The sequence below is a fragment of the Comamonas sp. B-9 genome (assembly GCF_000410635.1).
In the GTDB taxonomy this organism is placed as follows: domain Bacteria; phylum Pseudomonadota; class Gammaproteobacteria; order Burkholderiales; family Burkholderiaceae_C; genus Comamonas.
The window spans coordinates 1-18875 of the sequence record NZ_KE148659.1; the positions used below are offsets into that span (position 1 = coordinate 1).

The 18875-nt window shown below is 64.6% G+C and carries 18 protein-coding genes and 1 pseudogene; 3 read left to right on the forward strand and 16 right to left on the reverse strand.

Annotated elements, in window-relative coordinates:
- Window positions 1-177: pseudogene (locus tag H928_RS33785) on the reverse strand (endonuclease); the annotation flags it as partial.
- A 119-nt stretch (window positions 178-296) separates the two neighbouring features.
- Between H928_RS33785 and H928_RS0122390 the strand changes: the two are divergent.
- Together H928_RS0122390 and H928_RS0122395 are read left to right on the forward strand one after the other, a co-directional pair.
- A complete protein-coding gene (locus H928_RS0122390; protein ID WP_021028498.1) occupies window positions 297-752 on the forward strand; it encodes a GNAT family N-acetyltransferase in 456 nt (151 codons plus the stop codon).
- Between the two features lie 179 nt (window positions 753-931).
- A complete protein-coding gene (locus H928_RS0122395; protein ID WP_021028499.1) occupies window positions 932-1456 on the forward strand; it encodes an ATP-binding protein in 525 nt (174 codons plus the stop codon).
- Window positions 1457-1479: 23 nt separating this feature from the next.
- Here the strand turns inward: H928_RS0122395 and H928_RS0122400 are convergent, their stop codons facing one another.
- The 3 genes from H928_RS0122400 to H928_RS0122410 all read right to left on the reverse strand — a co-directional run bounded on the left by H928_RS0122400 (window position 1480) and on the right by H928_RS0122410 (window position 4062).
- The gene (locus H928_RS0122400) at window positions 1480-2187 is read right to left on the reverse strand and encodes an SDR family oxidoreductase (protein WP_021028500.1); all 708 of its coding nucleotides are present in this window, start codon (window positions 2185-2187) and stop codon (window positions 1480-1482) included.
- Window positions 2188-2475: 288 nt separating this feature from the next.
- Window positions 2476-3111: a TetR/AcrR family transcriptional regulator gene (locus H928_RS0122405; protein WP_021028501.1), complete on the reverse strand. Its 636-nt coding sequence runs from the start codon at window positions 3109-3111 to the stop codon at window positions 2476-2478.
- An 84-nt stretch (window positions 3112-3195) separates the two neighbouring features.
- Window positions 3196-4062 (reverse strand): LysR family transcriptional regulator, encoded by an 867-nt coding sequence (locus H928_RS0122410; RefSeq protein WP_021028502.1) that lies wholly within the window; start codon window positions 4060-4062, stop codon window positions 3196-3198.
- A 210-nt stretch (window positions 4063-4272) separates the two neighbouring features.
- Here H928_RS0122410 and H928_RS0122415 point away from each other — a divergent pair, with 210 nt between their 5' ends.
- Window positions 4273-5364, forward strand: a complete 1092-nt coding sequence (locus tag H928_RS0122415) for an agmatine/peptidylarginine deiminase (RefSeq protein ID WP_027011276.1) — start codon at window positions 4273-4275, stop codon at window positions 5362-5364.
- A 43-nt stretch (window positions 5365-5407) separates the two neighbouring features.
- On the opposite strand, the gene H928_RS0122420 is transcribed toward H928_RS0122415, so the two are convergent.
- The 12 genes from H928_RS0122420 to H928_RS0122480 all read right to left on the reverse strand — a co-directional run bounded on the left by H928_RS0122420 (window position 5408) and on the right by H928_RS0122480 (window position 18659).
- A complete protein-coding gene (locus H928_RS0122420) occupies window positions 5408-5806 on the reverse strand; it encodes a VOC family protein (protein ID WP_021028504.1) in 399 nt (132 codons plus the stop codon).
- A 36-nt stretch (window positions 5807-5842) separates the two neighbouring features.
- Complete coding sequence (locus H928_RS0122425) at window positions 5843-6676, reverse strand: carbohydrate ABC transporter permease (protein ID WP_021028505.1); 834 nt, start codon at window positions 6674-6676, stop codon at window positions 5843-5845.
- Window positions 6673-7572: a carbohydrate ABC transporter permease gene (locus H928_RS0122430; RefSeq protein WP_021028506.1), complete on the reverse strand. Its 900-nt coding sequence runs from the start codon at window positions 7570-7572 to the stop codon at window positions 6673-6675. Before H928_RS0122430 ends, H928_RS0122425 begins: the two co-directional genes overlap by 4 nt.
- An 84-nt stretch (window positions 7573-7656) precedes the next feature.
- Entirely contained in the window at window positions 7657-8955 is a 1299-nt protein-coding gene (locus tag H928_RS0122435) for an ABC transporter substrate-binding protein (protein WP_021028507.1), read from the reverse strand.
- Between the two features lie 77 nt (window positions 8956-9032).
- Complete coding sequence (locus tag H928_RS0122445) at window positions 9033-10058, reverse strand: ABC transporter ATP-binding protein (protein WP_021028508.1); 1026 nt, start codon at window positions 10056-10058, stop codon at window positions 9033-9035.
- A 134-nt stretch (window positions 10059-10192) separates the two neighbouring features.
- Window positions 10193-10777 carry a hypothetical protein gene (locus H928_RS31830; protein WP_148293271.1) on the reverse strand — a complete coding sequence of 195 codons (585 nt, stop codon included), beginning with the start codon at window positions 10775-10777 and terminating at the stop codon, window positions 10193-10195.
- A gap of 42 nt (window positions 10778-10819) precedes the next feature.
- Window positions 10820-11014 carry a DUF2905 family protein gene (locus tag H928_RS0122455; RefSeq protein WP_021028510.1) on the reverse strand — a complete coding sequence of 65 codons (195 nt, stop codon included), beginning with the start codon at window positions 11012-11014 and terminating at the stop codon, window positions 10820-10822.
- 37 nt (window positions 11015-11051) lie between these two features.
- On the reverse strand, window positions 11052-12665 hold the full coding sequence (locus H928_RS0122460; RefSeq protein ID WP_021028511.1) for an amidohydrolase: 1614 nt from the start codon (window positions 12663-12665) through the stop codon (window positions 11052-11054).
- 592 nt (window positions 12666-13257) lie between these two features.
- On the reverse strand, window positions 13258-15252 hold the full coding sequence (locus tag H928_RS0122465; protein WP_239645056.1) for a BCCT family transporter: 1995 nt from the start codon (window positions 15250-15252) through the stop codon (window positions 13258-13260).
- A gap of 347 nt (window positions 15253-15599) precedes the next feature.
- Window positions 15600-16502, reverse strand: a complete 903-nt coding sequence (locus H928_RS0122470; RefSeq protein ID WP_021028513.1) for an ABC transporter permease — start codon at window positions 16500-16502, stop codon at window positions 15600-15602.
- Between the two features lie 20 nt (window positions 16503-16522).
- A complete protein-coding gene (locus H928_RS0122475; RefSeq protein ID WP_021028514.1) occupies window positions 16523-17536 on the reverse strand; it encodes an ABC transporter ATP-binding protein in 1014 nt (337 codons plus the stop codon).
- A gap of 1 nt (window position 17537) precedes the next feature.
- Window positions 17538-18659 (reverse strand): ABC transporter substrate-binding protein, encoded by a 1122-nt coding sequence (locus H928_RS0122480; RefSeq protein ID WP_021028515.1) that lies wholly within the window; start codon window positions 18657-18659, stop codon window positions 17538-17540.
- Between the last annotated feature and the right edge of the window lie 216 nt (window positions 18660-18875).

Consider the following 18875-nt stretch of genomic DNA (forward strand, 5'->3'; position numbering starts at 1 on the left):
CGCGCCCGCCAGCGCGCCGTGGCCCACGGCCACCTCCTGCAGGCACAGCACATCGATGCCGCCCGTGCCCGCGCCTGCACCCTCGCCCATCGCCAGCGCATGGCGCACCATGCGCGCCGGATCGGCCAGGCCATCGAGGCCGCAGCACCATTGCACATTCCAGCTCAGTATTTGCATGTGGAAAACTCTGTGGATAGCCGCGCCCGCTGGCGCCATCGCCTGCCATTGTGCAGCAGGGGTCCGGCATTTTTCGTGTCAGCGCCCCAAGCCAGACCCGGCGCCTCTATAGTCGGGCGATGCCCAACCACCAAGCAGATTCCTTTCAGATCCGCCCCGCCACCGTGGGCGATGTAGCGGCCATGTTCCAGGTGCGCCTGGCAGTCACGGAAAACCGCATGACCCTTGACGAGCTGGCCGCCGCCAGCGTCACGCCCGAGTCCATTGCCGAGGCTATTCGCAGCGCCTCTTGCGCCTGGGTCGCCACCATCGATGGCGAGGTCGCCGGCTTCGCGATGGTGGACCTGGACAGCGCCTGCCTGTTTGCACTGTTTGTGCGCAGCGACCGCGAAGGCCGGGGCCTGGGCACGGCCCTGTGCCGGACCTGCGAGCAGGCCTTGTTGGCGCAGCATGAGGCGGCCTGGCTGGAGACGGCCACAACCAGCCGCGCAGCGCGCCTCTACCGCCACCTGGGCTGGGGCGATGAGCGCGATGTGGGCGACGGCGATATCCGCCTGACCAAGCGGCGCTCTTGAGGGCGCGCAGCGCTGCACGCTGGCCTGGCGTCTGCTACATTGCGCTGATGGCCCTGTGCACCAGCCCCCGAATTATTCGCATCGTCATACCGACGGTGGGATAGCGCGCGGCCACGCAAGCATGCAACCCACCCTGGAGGTGGGTTTTCCGTCTCTGGGGTTTCCTCCAAGGAGATGGAATGAACACCAGCCAAGCGCCTGACACATTCGCCGATAGAGACACCGATACCGGCACCCTGCACCTGCTCTGCGGCAAGATCGCCTCCGGCAAGTCCAGCCTGGCCCGGCAGCTCGCCGCACAGCCCCGCACGGTGCTGGTCAGCGAAGACGCCTGGCTTGCCCAGCTCTACCCGGATGCGCTGGTCTCGGTCCAGGACTATGTCCGGCTGTCCGCCAGGCTGCGCGGCGCGATGCAGTCCCATATTGTGTCGCTGCTCCAGGCCGGCACGTCGGTGGTGCTGGATTTCCCATCGAACACCCCCGCCACCCGCACCTGGGCGCGCCGCATTTTTGAGGCAGCCGGGGCCCCGCATGCGCTGCACTGGCTGCAGCTGCCCGACGAGGAATGCAAGCGCCGCCTGCGGGCGCGCAATGCGTCGGGCGAGCATCCGTTTGAAACCAGCGATGCGCAGTTTGAGCTGATCAGCCAGCACTTTGTCGCGCCATCAGCGGCGGAAGGCTTTGCGCTGGTGCTGCACGGCTGATACGCACGGCCAAGCACCCAGCCTCAAGCGCGCTGCGGCAGGTAGCTCGGCCGGTCTGCCGCCAGCCCGCGCTTGACTTGCTGCGTCAGGTCATCGGCCAGCACCTCGTCCAGCCCAGCTTCCAGCGCATCGAGCGTGCGGCGGACGATATCGGCCGGGCTGGACTTGGGGGCATCCAGCCCCCGAGTCAGGTCGGTATCGACAAAGGCCATATGCAGGCCCAGCACCTGCGTTTTCTGGGCAGCCAGCTCGTAGCGCAGCGAGTTGGTGAGCGACCAGGCGGCGGACTTGCTCGCCGAATAGGCGGCCAGATCGCTGCCGTTCACCCAGGAGGCAATCGACAGCACATTGAGCAAGCCACCACCACCATTGGCCGCCAGCACTGGTGCAAAGGCCTTGCTCATGCGCAACACCGCGAAGAAATTGGTCTCGAACATGCGGCGAGCCACCGCTTCGCTGTCCTCGGCAAGAAAACCACCCGTCTGCGCGATGCCGGCGTTGTTGATCACCAGGGTCACATCGGGCGCCTGCGCCACAGCTGCCGCCACGTCCTCGGGCTTATTGACATCCAGCCGCAGCGGATGCACCCCCGCTTGCGGGCTGATATTGGCGGGATCCCGGGAACCCGCGTAGACCTTGCGGGCACCGCGGGCAAGCAACTCGCGCACAAAGGCCTGGCCAATGCCACGGTTGGCACCTGAAACAAGAACGACAGCGTTAGCAATTTTCATGGAAATCTCCAGATTGAACGAGGTTGAAGAAGCGCGCACGGGCGCTGGATGGGGACTTTTCCCCTGGCATCACCGGCCACAGCAGAGGCCAGTGCGTCAGGGGTGCATTCAAAGGCGAAAACAAGATCTGCCACCGGGCGGAGCACCCGCCCCGATCAGCGCTGCGGACTCGCGCAACTGCGCGCAGCGGCCAGCTCTTTTTGCCAGGGCGATTTGGCACCAACGCTTGCACGGCTGCATTTCGCATGATGCTCATCATATTAAAAATCAAAAAAAAGCAGCGCGCTGCTAGGCGCTGCTGCCGGGCGTAAGATCTGCTGCCCGATCGGCGGGCAGCAGATGCTGGAGCGCCGCTTCGCGCAAGCTGTCCGACAGCGCCGGGTCGTCCACCGCACGGGCCAGCAACAGGCTGCCCACCATCGTGGACAAGGCCACCATCGCACGCTCATGCGCTTGCGCCTGTCCCCAATCGGGCGATTGGCGGGCGATGAGGTCCACCATGCCCTTGATGTGCTGGGTGGTCAGGCGGCGCACTTCCGGTGCCTGGCGTGCGGTCTCCGAGCCCAAGGCCACCAGCGGGCAGCCTTGCTCGGCATGCTGCACATGGGCTTTCGAGAGGTAAGCGCGCAGCAGGGCGTCCCAGGCCTGGTCAGGGGGCGCCTGGGCCGCAACCTCGGCCACCACGGCAGCAGACTCGGCACACGCCAGACCGGCAGCTTCTGCCAGCATCGCCTCGCGCGAGGCGAAATGCGCGTAGAAGGCCCCATGCGTCAGGCCCGCCTCTTTCATGATGTCGGCCACCCCCGTGCCGCCATAGCCGCTGCGGCGGATAGCGCGCGCGGCAACGGACACAATGCGATCATGCGTCGCTTGCTTGGCCGCAGCCCGGGTGTTGGAAGTATCATTTCGCATGACACTCATCATACATAATTTTCAGGCCCTGCGCATTGCAGGGTAAATGCCGCGCGATGCCGGCGCAGCAAGCTGCAGGCAGCGCCCTGTCCCCGGTCACCGTGGCTGGCCTTGCGCGCCCAGCCATTGGAAGACCTGCGCAACCATGTCCGAGCGGGCAGGCCCAGCCACGCCCGACAGCCACCAGGTGCTGCCCGGCACACGCGGGTAGCCTGGCAGCATCTGCAGCCGCCCATTTGCCAGGCTGCCCTCCAGCAACAGGCTGGGCAGGCAAGCGATGCCTTGCGCTGCCAACACGGCATCGAGCACCAGCCGCGCATCGTCATACATGGCGCGCTTGCGAAACTGCGCCAGGGGCCCCAGAAAAAGCGGCGCCGTGGCCTCGGAGCTAAGGCTTTCTTCCAGGCACACCAGATCGGCATGCAGGTGGTGCTGCTCGTGAGGGATGCAGCCCAGCTTCTGGGCGATACCCGCATCGGCCACCAGCAGCCACTCGTCCTGCAGCAGGGGCTGATCCTGCAAGCCCGGCTGCAACAGCGGCCTGCGGCTGATGGCAATGTCCACATCGATCTCATCGACAAAGCGGGCGCTCTCGTCGGCCGACAGCACCAGGCTCAGCCCGGGCAGCAGCGCATGCAGCTCGGGCAGCCGGGGCTGCAGCCAGCCGCGCAACAGCGGCGCGGGGCAGACCAGGGACACCAGGCTCGGATCGAGGTAGGTGCCAATGCGATCCACGCCGCTGCGCAGCACAGTGAGCGAGCGCTGAACACTGCGCAGCAGCACCTCGCCTGCGATGGTCAACTCCACACCGCGCCCTGCACGCCGAAACAGCGGCTGCATCAGCTGCGCTTCGAGCTGCTGCACCTGGTGGCTGATCGCAGACTGGGTCACATGCAGCTCATCGGCTGCGCGTGAAAAGCTGCCATGCCGGGCGGCGGCCTCAAACCCCATCAACAGCTTCAAGGACGGGAGACGTGGCTCTGACATATGAGATATATTAATGAATAAGCGCAAATCTTATCATTTGATCTCATACCTACCGCGATACACAATGCGACCTCGTCCGAATATTCGGCAACGCAACGGCTCCGAACAGGAGCCATTGGAAAAGTGATGAAGACAGGTCAAGATGTGATGCGCGATGGCGCGAACGACCCCATGGGAGCCAACACCATGCAACGACGACAATTTCTCTCGGCCGGCACCACCTTGGTCGCCGGAGGCGCGGTGGGCATGCCAGCGCAGTCAGCGCCCGCTGCAGACAGCCAAGGGCGCATGCCCGATGAAGGCGAGCGCCATGCTGCCACCTGGATGGCCTTTGGTGCCAGTGACGCGATCTGGGGCCGCCGGCTGAAGGCGGGCGCACAGGCCAACCTGGCGCTGATTGCCCAGACCATTGCCCAGATGGAGCCGGTGCAGATGCTGGTCAACGCCCAGGACTACGACCTGGCCGCGCGCCTGTGCGGCAGCAAGGTCAAACTGCTGGTGCAAGACATCGATGACCTGTGGATGCGGGACACCGGCCCGGTATTTGTGAAGAAGGCAGGCGGCGGGCTTGCCGGGGTCGGTTTCAATTTCAATGGCTGGGGGCGCAAGCAATCCCACCGCAACGATGCCCAGGTCGCGGCCTTTGTGGCCGGTACGGCAGGGGTTCCCTTGCTGAAAAGCAGCCTGGTCCTGGAAGGCGGCGGCATCGAAGTGGATGGCCAGGGCACTGCCATCATCACCGAGAGCTGCGTGCTCAACGCCAACCGCAATCCCGGCCTCAGCAAGGCGCAGTGCGAGCAGGAATTGCAGCGGGTGCTGGGGATCGACAAGGTCATCTGGCTGCCCGGCATTGCCGGCCACGACATCACCGATGGCCACACCGACTTTTATGCCCGCTTCTGCGCGCCCGGGGTCGTGGTTGCCGGTGTGGACAATGACAGGTCCTCGCCAGAATATGCGGTCACCCAGCGCCACCTGGCCATCTTGCGCAAGGCGACGGACGCGCAGGGCCGCCCCTTGCAGGTGCTGCGCATGCCGGGGCCTGACGAGGTCCGGCCGCAGTACGAGAACAAGGATTTTGCGGCAGGCTATATCAATTTTTACGTCTGCAACGGCGCAGTGATCAGCCCGGAGTTTGGCGATAGCCGCGCTGACCGCAACAGCCGCGCCCTCTTGCGCGAACAGTTCCCGGGGCGCGAGATTGTGCAGCTCAATATCGATGCCATCGCGGCGGGCGGCGGCGGCATCCACTGCACCACGCAGCAGCAACCGGCTTGAGCGGGAACTGCGGCTCAGCAGGCCGCGGGGACGGTGTGACCCGTTACTGGGCAGCAGCGGACGTCAACTCGCGCAGCTGGAACACATTGCCCTCGCAGTCCATCGCATTGCAAGCGCGAAAGCCCGGCCCGGCCCAGGCGTCCTGGAGCAGCGCACCGCCCAGGCTTTCTGCCACAGCGCCCGCATCGGCCAGTGAAGGGACAGCCGCAAAGAACTTCAGCGCCACATTCTCGCGCCGCTGTGGCGGCGCGGTGATGGTCATGCGCGCGGCGATATGGGCTGGGATCGCATGCAACTCCAGCTGCCAGGCCGCTGCTGCCAGCACCACCCAGCCCGATTCGCGGTGCTGCTCGCGCAGGCCCAGCACCTGCGTGTAGAACTGCGCCAAGCGCTCGATATCCTTGCCATACAGAACCACGCCAGCCAAGCCCGTTGCAGCCATAGACACACCTCCCCAAAAAGCGCCACTCTAGCGTTTTTACTTGATCCCTGCCCGCATAAAGCTCTGCACAAACTGGCGCTGGAACAGGATAAAGCCGACGAGCAGCGGCGCCGAGGTCATCAAGGTGGCGGCGGTGATGGTGGACCAGTCCACGCCCTGCTCCACGCTGGAGAACACCTGCAGCCCGACGGTGAGCGGGCGCGATTCCACGCTGTTGGTGATGATCAGCGGCCAGAGAAAGTTGTTCCAGTGAAAGCTCACCGACACCAGCGCAAAGGCGGTGTAGACCGGCCGGGCCAGCGGCACATAGACGCGCCAGAGAATCTGCAAGGTGCTGGCCCCTTCGACACGCGCGGCCTCGTCCAGCTCCTTGGGGATGCCCATAAAGGTCTGGCGCAGCAAAAAGATCGCAAAGGCCGAGGCAAAGTACGGCAGGCCAATCGCAAACAAGGTATCGACCAGGCCCAGCCGGGCCATGGTCTGGTAGTTCTCCACCAGCAGGATGTCGGGCATGATCATCAGCTGTACCAGCACCAGCGCAAAGGCGATGTTCTTGCCCCGGAACTGGTAGCGTGCAAAGGCAAAGGCCGCCAAGGTGGACAGCACGAGCTGCGCCGCCAGGATCAGGGCCACCAGCAAGCTGGTGTTCAGAAAATAGCGCGCAAACGGCGCCGCATCCCAGGCCTTGCGGAAGTTCTGCAAGGTCCAGGGGGCGCCGAGGTCAAAACGGATCGCGTAGTCGCTGGGGTGGAAGGCGGTCCAGAACGCATAGGCCAGCGGCAAGATCCACAGCAGCGCCAGCAGCCAGGCGGCAAAGGTGTCCAGCCAGGTGTGGCGGTAGATGACGGCAGGGGCTTGGCTGCGGCTCATTGGTAGTGCACCTTCTTGTCCAGCACAAAGAACTGGAACAGCGCCACGCTGGACAGCACCACCACCAGCACCACGGTGATGGCCGCTGCATAGGCCGTATCCCAGAACTTGAAGCCCACCTCATAGAGGTGGTAGAGCAGCAAGGTGGTGGCATTGTCCGGGCCGCCGCGCGTCAGGATAAACACATGGTCGACCAGGCGGAAGGCATTGATCACCGCATTGACCAGCACAAACACCGTGGTCGGCATCAGCAGCGGCCATTGCACCCGGCGGAAAAAGTACCAGCGCGATGCGCCCTCAATGGCGGCGGCCTCCTTCAGGCTCGGGTTGAGCGTTTGCAGCGCCGCCAGGTAGAAGATCATGAAAAAGCCCGCTTCCTTCCACACCGCCACCAAGGTGATAGCCCCCAGCGCGGTCGACGGGCTGCCCAGCCAGTTGTGCGAGGGCAGGCCCAGCGCGCCGGTGACCTGCTCCAGCAGGCCGTACTGCGGCGTGTAGAAGAACAGCCAGATATTGGCCACTGCAATCATCGGCAGCACCGTGGGTGTGAAATACGCCATGCGCACAAAAGTGCGGCCTGCGATGCGCTCATTCACCCAGACCGCCATCAAGAGCGCCAGGCCGATGGAGGCAGGAATCGTGGCGGCCGCAAACCAGAGGTTGTTGCGCACCGCCTGCCAGAACACCGGGTCATCGGCCATCGCCTGGTAGTTTTCGATGCCCACCCACACCGCTGCACGCGCGCCCTTGGGGGTGGAATAAAAACTGTCGATGAAGGTCGCCACGGCCGGCCAATGGGTAAAGGCGACCAGCAGCACCAGCGCAGGCAGCAGCAGCAGCCAGGCGTGGATGCTGCGCTGGCCGCTGCCGGCAATGGACGAGGAAGAGGCGCTCATGCGTTGGGTTCTCTCAACCGGGCTGGGGCCTTGCCCAACCCTGGCCCGGCATGGTCTGCAAGCAGGCCATGCCGGGTGGGGACGTTACTGGTAGCTGCGCAGGATGCGGTCGGCTTCCTTCTGCGCATCCTTCATCGCCTGCGCCGAGGTCTTGGTGCCGTTCAGCGCGGCCTGCACGGCGTCGTTCAGCACCTTGGTCACGCGCTGGTTGTCATGCGTGGAGAACTCGGCCACCGAGACGGGCAGCTGGTCGCGGGCCACCAGGGCCTGCGGGAAATCCTGGCCGTACTGCTTCAGGATCGGCGTGTCATAGGCGGCGGGCGATACGGCCACATAGCCGCTGTCCATGCTCCACTGCGCAGCGCGCTCGGGCTGGGTCACCCACTTGGCAAATTCGAAAGCGGCCTGCTGCTGCTCCTTGGGTGCCTTCTTGAAGATGTAGAAGTTGCCGCCACCGGTGGGCGAGCCGCCCTTGCGCACATGGCCGGCGATCTGGCCGACCCCGAAATCAAACTTGGCGTTGGCCTTGATATTGGTCAGGTTGCCGGTGGTGGTAACGATGATCGCGGCCTTCTTTTCCATGAAGTCCTTGGGCGTCGTGCCCCACTCGATCACGCCCTTGGGGTGCACGCCTTCCTTGGTCAGGTTGACCCAGTAGTCCAGCGCCTCGATCACCTTGGGGTTGTCGAAGCTGACCTTGGTGCCCGCTTCGTTGGCCAGCAGCACATCATTGGGGGTGGTCAGGGTCTGCAGCATCCAGTAGGCAAAGCCGGTCGACGGGATCTGGATGCCGTACTGGGTGACGTTGCCACTGGCGTCTTTCTTGCTGAGCTTCTTGGCCGCCTCGCTCAGCTCCTTCCAGGTGGCGGGGGCCTTGTTCGGGTCCAAGCCGGCTTCCTTGAAGGCGTCCTTGTTGTAGTACATCACCACGGTGGAGCGCTGGAAAGGCACGCCCCAGGTCTTGCCACCCGTCTGGCTGTTGGCCATGAAGGCAGGGTAGAAGCCCTTGAGCCAGGCCTTGTCGGCATCGGTCTTGGCAAAGTCGTCGATCGGCACGATCGCGTCTTCGTCAATCAGGGTGAACATGTCGGTCGACAGCAGCACCGAGGTGGCCGGCGCCTTGCCCGACTTGTTGGCAGTGAGCGCCTTGACGATGGTTTCCTGGTAGGTGCCCGCGTAGATCGGCGTGATCTTGTACTGCGGATGCGCCTTGTTGAAGTCATTCGCATAGCCGTCGATCACCTTGGTGATCGGGCCGCCCACGGCCACGGGGTAGTAAAAAGGCACTTCCAGCGGATCGGCGGCATGCGCCAGGCCGGCGCCCAGGCCAAGCATGGCGACGGCCGATGCGGCCAGGGTCTTCAAAAAGATATTGCGTTGCACGGAATCACTCCTCGGGTTATGCGCCTGCCCGCAGGCGCTGCACAAACAGCTCAGTCAAAGAAAAGGGGTTGCGTGCCTCAGGCCATGCGCTGGCCATGGGCATCGAAGAAATGCATGTCCTCCGCGCGCCAGGCCAGGCGCAGCGCCTGCCCCACGGCCACTGCCTGCTGGCCGGGTGCGCGCACCGTGATCTGCTCGCTGCCAATCGCGCAGCGCAGCACCGTATCGGCGCCCAGGTATTCCAGGCTGCTCACCTGCGCATCCACGCCTTCGGTGGCCAGGCACTGCACGGCCTCAGGCCGCAGGCCCAGCGCAGCAGCACCGGCCGGCGCCGCCACCTGCACCTGGCTGCCGGCAATGGCGCCGCCGCTGAGCTGGACCAGGTTCATCGCCGGCGTGCCAATAAAGCGCGCGGCAAAGCGGCTGGCCGGACGGGCATACATCTCGCGCGGGGTCGCGCATTGCTCGACCCGGCCCTGGTGCAGCAGCACCACCTGGTCGGCCATGCTCATCGCTTCGGTCTGGTCATGGGTGACATAGACCACCGTCAGCCCCAGGCGCTGCTGCAGCTCGCGCAGCTCGGCACGCATCTCCTGGCGCAGCTGCGCGTCCAGGTTCGACAGCGGCTCGTCCATCAGGCAGACATGGGCCTGGGCCACCAGGGCCCGGCCCAGCGCCACGCGCTGCTGCTGGCCGCCCGAGAGCTGGCCTGGCTTGCGCTCCAGCAGATGCGACAGGCCCAGCAGCTCGGCCGCATCCTTCAAACGTTTGTCGGCCTCGGCCTTGGGCACCTTGCGCACCGCCAGGCCAAAGCCCATGTTCTCGGCCACCGACAAATGCGGAAACAGCGCATAGTTCTGGAACACCATCGCAATGCCGCGCTGCGCTGGCGGCAGCTGCGTCACATCGCGCCCTCCAATCAGCACCTGGCCGGCGCTGGCCGTCTCCAGCCCTGCAATGATGCGCAGGGTCGTCGATTTGCCGCAGCCCGAGGGGCCCAGCAGCACGCAAAAGCTGCCCGGCGCGATCTGCAGATCGACCGCATGCAGCGCCGTGGTGTTGCCCCAGGATTTGGCAACCTGCCGTAACTCAATGCTTGACATCGCGCCAGTGTATGAAAGCACGGTGACAATTTGTTTACAAGCTTTCCCTTAGCTGACGCTGCGCTCCAGGGACGGTGGGTCTATCCACCCCCGAGATTGGCTTACAACCATGACAGATGCTGCGGTGCAGCACATTAAACCGTGGTCGTCAGAAATTCGATGCTGTCATTGGTCGCCAAATCCACCCGCAGCCAATCAGACTCAGGAAGTCCTGCCTCCCCAAAGGAGTGAACATGCACGCGGCAGCGATCGGGGTGCCAGCGGTTCCACAACAATGAGCACTGAATACGGTTCTCGCCATTGCCCATTCTTGCAATGGCTTGGTGCTGTCCATTGACTGCGCAGTGCAGCTGAACACCTTGCCGGTGCGGCGCTGTATGCACTTGCGAATCTTCCGCAGGGTCATCACCATCGTCTTGCAGCATTTGCGCTTCTTGCCGCTGCAAGTCCTCTGCCATGGCGATTTCTGTAGGAGGTGTTGGGTGCTCACTCTCTACCAGTGTGACCACCAAGCGGTCATCTTTTTTTATCGGATGAAAATCTCCCCAATGCGCATGCGCCTTGCGTCCATCCAATATTTCATACATCCCAGACGCATAAATATCCGCAAGCACTTCGCCGTCAGCAGACATACCCAGTAGCAGCGAATACATCAGCGCCTGATCTATGCCAACACGCCATAGCAGCGCTCCATTCAACTCAACTTGCAGACAACGCATCGGCACATCTCCGTTCTCGTGTTCTTGCGCCAGCTTAGCCTGCTACAGCCAGCGCGCAATCCCGGCCGCCAGCAGGCTCAGCACCACGGTCGTCGCAATCGGCAGCCACAGGGTTCTGCCAAACAGCCGAATCTCGAAATCGCCCGGCAGCCGCCCCAGCCCCAGTTTGCGCAGCAGCGCGGCAAAACCGTTGAGCAGCAGCAGCGCGAGGAAAATGACAATCAGCCAGCGGATCATCGCAGCGCCTCCGGCAGGTGAATGGGTGGCGAAGTCATCATGCGGCGCAGTAGACCTGCTCGCCGGCAATCCAGGTGGCTTGCACGCGCAGGCTGCCAATGTCGGCGGTGGGCACCGTGAAGATATCGCGGTCCAGCACCGCAAAGCTGGCTTCAAAGCCGGGGGCGATCTGGCCCAGTTGGCCCTCGAACGGCGACAGGCTGGCAGCCCGTGCGGTGTAGAGCAGCAGGGCCTGGGGCACCGTCAGCGCCTGGCTGTCCACAATCGGGGCGCCGTTGTAGGCGCGGCGCTGCACGGCAGCCTGGATGGAGACAAAGACATTGTCCGGATCGGCCCAGGTGGTAGCAGGGGCGTCGGACGACAGCGCCACATGGTCGATCTCGTCATAGAAGGTCTTGAGCGCGTAGGACTGGTCAAACTCGGAATCGACCAGGTTCTCGGTATAGGCCTCGTACTCGGCAAACATGAAGATGATCTGCGTGGCCACGCCCCACTGCATGGGCATCGCATTCATCTGCGCGATCTGCGCGGGCTTGAGCAAGGTCGCATGCTCCAAGCGCACGGAAGGCACGCCCGCAGGCAGCCAGGGCTTTTTATCGGCAAAGAAGTCGATCACCAGCTGCAGGGCCGCATCGCCCATCGCATGCACAGCCATTTGCGCGCCGTTGGCCACTGACCATTCATAGGCCTGCGCCAGCGCCGCGCTGCTGAGCAAGGACATGCCAAACAGGCTGCCCGTGTGCTTGTAGGCGCAGCTGCACCAGGCCGTCTTGCCGGAGATGGAGCCATCGGCAAACAGCTTGATGCCGGCGATCTTGATGCGGCCCTCCTTTTGCGCTGCCTGCAACCCCGCCAACAGATCGCCTTTGCAGGGCTCCCAGGAGAAATACAGTGCCGCCTGCTGCTTGAAGCCGGCCTGGGCTGCATCGCGGTAGACATCGAGGTGGTGGAAGGGCTGGGTGAAGGCCATCATGTCGGTCACCGCGACAATGCCTCGTTCGCTAAAGCGCTGCGAGGTGCGCGCCAGGCTCCCCACCGCCTGCGCATAGTCCAGCACCGCCTTGGCGCGCTGCACCACGCTGTTGGCCGCCAGCTCGGTCAAGACGCCATTTGGCGTGCCATCGGCATCGCGGCCAAAGTGGCCGCCGATGGGATCGGGCGTGTCCTTGCCAATGCCCGCCAGCGCCAGCGCGCGGCTGTTGCAGATGCCCGAATGGCAGTCGGAGCGGCCCACATAGACCGGCTGCGTGGTCGACACCAGATCCAGGTCATGGCGCGTGGGTGTGCGCCCTTCCTTCAGCTTGGACTCGTCATAGCCCCAGCCCTCAATCCAGTCGTTCGGCCCCAGCCCCGCCTTGGGGTGGTTCTTCAGCGCCGCAATCAGCCCCGGAATGTCTTCGACCAACGGCACCGTGCAAGGCACTGCATCGACGATCTGCGACAAAAAGGTGGGATGCGTATGCACATCGATAAAGCCCGGCACCACCGTGCGTCCCTGCAAATCCACTTGGTGCTCAGCCGCCGGCTGCGACGCATCGCCCACATGCCCCACCCAGGCAATCTTGCCGTCTGCGACCACAAAAGCCGAGGCGAAATCGCTCTCGCTGCGGCCGGTAAAAACATGGGCATGGGTGAACAGACAAGAAGACATGACAGAGGCTGCAAAAAGCAAAGGCGGCAAAGAAGCCGCCATTGTCGGCGATTGCAAGAACCACCCAGCAAACCCAACGCGTTGGCCGTTCAAAACAGCAACCCAAGCAGCAAGCGCAGCGCCTGAACCACCAACACCAATGGCGAGATGGGCGCGTAGGCGCGACGTCGGGGGCGCAGACAATACGCCTGTATGGCAAGCCCCCGCAACAAAGCCTACGCGCCCATATCGCCACCCCAAAACGATGACTGCCAGCGCCCCAGCCAAAAACAGCATCGCCAGGGCAAAGGTTCGCCACAGCCAATCACCCACCGCATTGGACTTCAAAACAACCACCCAAGCAGCGAGCGCAGCACCCGAACCGCCACATCCAATGGCGAGATGGGGGCGTAGGCGCGACGTCGGGGGCGCAGACAATACGCCTGTATGGCAAGCCCCCGCAACAAAGCCTACGCGCCCATATCGCCACCTAAAAACGAAGACTACCAACGCCCCAGCCAAAGAAAGCACCGCCAGAGCATTCACCCCCCAACGCATAACCAGACAAACCACAAAAAGAAAAAGCCACCCGAAGGTGGCCAGCGAAGAACATTTACACCGGGTCTGTATGCCCTGGAGCCCGGTTCAGCATTTGGGTGCGCTTGTCTGCGCTGAGCGACAGATAGCGCTCGTACTGGCGGAGAATATCGGCGATGAGCTCCTCGCTGCGCAAGTACTGCACGTCATAGCCCGAGCGCCCATCTTCGAAGAAAGTCACAGGCTCATACATGTAGCGGCGCGCGTTGCTGCCGGCGCTCTCGCGCACCGTGAACGTGGGCATGGTGCGGCGCACGGCGCGCACGCCGTAGACAAAGTCGCGCAGCTGCTCGACCGGCACGACCAGGCGTGCTTCGCTGTCGGCATCGCCCTCCAGGCTGTCTTGCACATGCGCCTGCAAGCCCCGCTTTTGCATCTCTGCGGCCACTTCATTCATCGCAGGCAGCACGGTGGTGCTCAGAAATCGCTGTACATCGTCCTTGTGCGGCTGGTGCACGATCTGCTCGAGGCGCTTGCGCCAGTGCTGGCCGCTCCAGAAGTTGGTGGCAGGCGCCAGATCGGGCGAGTAATGGGCCAGGTCGGCCACCATGCCGCGCCACAGGCCCACGCACAGCACCAGCATGATGAAGGCCACCGGCAAGGCGGTCACCAGGGTGACGGCCTGCAGGGCGCCCAGGCCGCCGGCGAGCAGCAGCACAATGGAGGTCAGGCCCAGCAGCACGCACCAGAACAGGCGCTGCCAGACGGGCGCCTCGTTGTTGCCACGCGAAGCGATGGAGTTGACCACCAGCGCGCCCGAGTCCGCCGAGGTGATGAAGAACACGCCAATCAGCAGCACCGCCAGCCAGGAGACCGGCTTGACCCAGGGCAGGTACTCGAAGAAGCGGAACAGCAAGGCGTCCACATTGGTGGCAGTCTGCGCCAGTGCACCAGCGGCCACATGGCTGTCGGTCCAGATCGCGCTGTTGCCAAAGGCCGTCATCCACAGCAGGTTGAACGCAGTGGGCACCAGCAGCACGCCGATGACGAACTCGCGCACCGTGCGGCCGCGCGAGATGCGCGCGATGAACAGGCCGACAAAGGGTGACCAGCTCACCCACCAGGCCCAGTACAGGATCGTCCAGCCACCAAACCAGCCCTCCTCCCGCGACGGCGCATAGGCGAAGGTGCGCAGCGACATGCCAATAAGGCCCTGCAGGTAGTTGCCGATGTTCTCGCTCAAGGCCTTGAAGATATGCGCGGTGGGGCCGGCGATGATGACAAAGCTCAGCAGCAGCACCGACAGCAGCATGTTGAATTCGCTCAGGCGCCGCACGCCCTTGTCCACGCCCAGCAGCGCAGACAGGCTGGCCAGGGTCACCACCACGACGATGACGGCCACCAGGAACCCGGAGGTCTCGGTTTCCCAGCCGGTCAAGGTGTGGATGCCGGCGGCGATCTGGCGCGCGCCATAGCCCAGGGTGGTGGCAATACCGGCAATGGTGCCCACCAGCGCAAACGCATCGACGCCGTGGCCAATGGGGCCGTTGATGCGCTCGCGCAGCAGCGGGTACAGGCCCGAGCGCATCGTCAGCGGCAGGTTGTAGCGAAAGCCGAAATAGGCCAGCACCAGGCCCATCGTGCCGTAGACCGCCCAGGCATGAAAGCCCCAGTGAAAGAACGTGGCCTCCATCGCCTCGCGCGCGGCAGCGGGCGTGCCCGGCTCCTGTGTGGCCGGGTTGAGGAAATGCTGCAGCGGCTCGCCCACGCCAAAGTACATCAGGCCAATGCCCATGCCGGCGGCAAACAGCATCGACGACCAGGAGACAAAGCTGAACTCCGGCTTGGCGTCATCGGGCCCCAGGCGGATATCCCCATAGCGGCTGGCTGCCAGCACCACCAAAAAGAGCAAGAAGGCGCTCAGCGCCATCACATAGAACCAGTCAAAACTGGCCACCACCCAGCGCTGCGCGCCCGAGAACAGGCGGTCTGCGGCATCAGGCGCCAGCACGCAAACAAGCAGCAGGACGCCCAGCACCAGCAGTGCGGGCACCACCACCGGCAGCGACATGGTCGAGCGCTGGCTCGCCTGCGGCTCCTGCGGCGTCTGCACAGCAGGCTCCGGGGCCGCTGCGCCGGCCTCTGGCGATAGCGCAGTATCAGAAGAAGAATTGGTCATAGGTCTACCCGTGTTGGGAGCACGCCCCATCCGTCACAGGCGCGCAGCAGCAGCCCTCCGGCCCCCAATGGGCATGATCAGGCACTGCAAAACCTATCAGTATGCAACAGATGATTGCAAAAATGCTATTTTGACAAGCCGGCAATCTTCAACAATCGCTACAGTCCTACAGCTGCGCCCCTGCCGGCCCGCTGCGCTTGTTGGGATGCGACCACAGCGCCCGCAGCCCGGTGGGCGCATCAGCGCTGCACACCCCAGCGCTTGATGGTGACGCGCTCCAGCGGGTGAAAGCCCAGGTTCTCGACCAAGAGTCCAATGATGATCACCAGAGCCAGCCCGGCAAACACCTGGTCGGTATAGAGCTCGTTGCGGCTTTGGAAGATGTACCAGCCCAGGCCGCCCTTGCCCGACGACGCCCCAAACACCAGCTCGGCAGCAATCAGGGTGCGCCAGGCAAAGGCCCAGCCAATCTTGAGGCCCGACAGGATGGACGGCAGCGCAGCTGGCACCAGGATTTGCAGCACATAGCGCGCGCCGCGCAGGCCATAGTTGCGGCCGGCCATGCGCAAGGGCTCGGGCACCGACTGAAAGCCGGCATAGGTGGCCAGCGCCAGCGGCCACAGCACCGAATGCACCAGCACCGCCAGCAAGCTGGCCTGCCCCAGGCCCAGCCAGAGCAGGGCCAGTGGCAGCAGCGCAATCGCCGGCAGGGGGTTGAACATGCTGGTCAAGGTGGTCAGCACATCGCGCCCCCACTGGCTCGATACCGCCAGCAGCGTCAGCAGCAAGGCCCCGGCCACACCCAGCAGATAGCCTTGCAGCAAGATACCCAGCGATATCGCCGCCTTGCCCAGCAGCGCGCCATTGCCCAGCTCGCGCAGCAAGGTCGCTGCCGTCTGGCTGAAGGTGGGCAAGAGCAGGTCGTTGTTCTGCCAGCGCGCAGCCAGCTCCCACAGGAGGGCCAGCACCACCAAAATAAGGGCCTTGCGCAAGGCCGGATGCTGGAGCAAGCGTTTGGCCAGCGGCAAGCGGCGCACCGCCAGGTGTGCCGGGGCATCGGGCAGGGGGTATTCGGCCTCGGGCCGCAGGGGTGGCAGGGCCTTGGCAGCGCCAGGCCAGGCCGTCACGGGGGTGGATGCCATAGCGGGTCTCTTCTCTCGTGTCAGGCCACGCGGCGCAAGCCGGTGGCTGCGCTGCTGCCGGGGTCGGCGGCGGCGGGGGCGCCAGCGCGGTCTTCGTCAAACAGCAGCCGGTGGATACGCTGGTGCGCGGCCTCGAACTCGGCGCTGCCGCCGCTCGCCAGGCCAAAGGCATGGGCGTTGATCTCCGCCCGCAAACGCCCGGGATGCGGCGAGAGAATGGCGACGCGGCTGCCCACGACCAGCGCCTCCTCGATCGAATGGGTGACAAAGACCAAGGTGAAGCGCAGCTCGTCCCACAGCGCCAGCAGCTCTTCCTGCATGCGCCGGCGCGTCAGCGCATCGAGGGCCGCAAAGGGCTCGTCCATCAGCAGCACCTGCGGGTGCATGGCCAGCGCACGGGCAATAGCCACGCGCTGCTTCATGCCGCCTGACAGCTGGTGCGGATGCACATCGGCAAAGCGGCTCAGCCCCACCTTGTCCAGGTAGAGATCGGCGCGCTCGCGTGCCTCGGCCTTGCTGCAGCGGCGCGAGGCCAGCAGCGGGAACACCACGTTCTCGCGCACCGTCTTCCAGGGCGGCAGCTGGTCAAACTCCTGGAACACCATCACCCGGTCCGGCCCGGGGCCCTCGACCGGTTGGCCAGCCAGGCGGATCGCCCCTTCGCTGACCGGCACAAAACCGGCCATGGCCTTGAGCAGGGTCGATTTGCCGCAACCAGACGCCCCCAGCAGCACAAAGCGCTCGGCCGCATGCACCTGCAGGCTGACCTGGTGGGTGGCACGCAGCACACGCTCGTCGGTCACATAGTCGATGCTGACCTGGTCGACCTCCAGCAAGGCGCTGCCCGCCTGCGCTGCCTGGCTGTGCAAGGTCTGGCTGGGTGCCGATGTTGGGATGGGCGGGGCACGGCTGATCAGGCGGTCGGCCAGCTCGGCCTCGGCCAGGCTGGCATAGGGCTCGGCAGAGCTGCGCAGCCAGCTGCCGCGCGACAGCGCAACATCACCCTCCTGCGCAAAAACGTGGGGCCAGCGCATCTCAGCTCCCCCCGGAGATGCGCGGGTCGTCAAAGAAATAGTCGCGCACCGATTCGGGCTTGGTCTTGATCACGCCCACCCGCTGCAGGAACTGGCCCAGGCCCACGGTGTTCTGCGGCTGGATCGTGAACTGCACCTGCGGGTTCTTGATGATCTGCAGGATCAGGTTGCGATCGACCTTGCCGCCGCCACCGCTCTTCAAAAAGATATCGGCCGCCTGCTCGGGGTTGGCCTGTACAAAGCGGGCCGATTCATCGAGCGCATCGAGGAAGGCGCGGTAGGTCTTGGGGCTTTCCTGGCGGAACTTCTCGGTGGCGTAGAGCACGGTGGACGAGGCCGGACCGCCCAGCACCTCATAGCTGTTGAGCACAATGCGCGCATTGGGGTTGCCGGCCAGCTCCACCTCCTGGAACGGCGGGTTGCCAAAGTGCGCGGTAATCTCGGTGCCGCCCTTGATGATGGCCGCTGCCGCATCGGGGTGCGGCAGTGCGACCTGCAGCTTGTCGAGCCGCTGGTAGTGCTGCTCGCCCCAGAGCTTGGCCGAGGCGTACTGCAGCACGCGCGACTGCACCGAGACGCCGACGGCCGGCGTGGCAATGCGGTCCTTGTCGGTAAAGTCGGCAATCGTCTTGACCTGCGGGTTGTTGCTGACCAGGTAGTAGGGAAAGTTGCCCAGCGAGGCCACGCCCTTGACGTTTTGCTTGCCCTTGGTGCGGTCCCAGAGCGTAAAGAGCGGCGCGACGCCGGCGCCGCCAATATCGACGTTGCCCGAGAGCAGCGCATCGTTGACCGCCGGGCCGCCGGAGAACTGCAGGTAGCTGACCTTGATGTCCACCCCCTGGGCCTTGCCCTGCTTTTCGATGAACTGCTGGTCCTGCGCCACATTGAGCAGCAAATAGACGATGCCGTACTGCTGCGCAATGCGCAGCTGGCCCTCGGCCGCCTGCGCGCCGCCCGCAGCCACGCCCCAGAGCGCAGCGGTGGCGGCCAGCACGGCTGCCGCATGCTTGCTGGCAGAGCCGAGGCTGGCGCCATGGGCGGCGGCAGCGGGACGGCTGGATGGTGTGGTGGACTGTTTACCGGGCGGCTGGCTGCGCAGCGCCCAAGGATTGCGGATGTTCATAGTGCGTCAAGAGGTATGGCTGGGATCGTTGGGCCGCAGCGCAGCACCACCGCGCTTTTTGGCGCGGGTGGGCAGGCACTGGGGGTGGGCGTCAATCGCCGTTGTCAAGGAGCGGGCAGCGCCGCCGCAATGGCGGGCGCTGGCGATCAACAACAGGCGACAGCCAGGCTCAGCGACAGCAGAAACAACGGCTGGGGGGGGTGGGGGGGGGGGGGG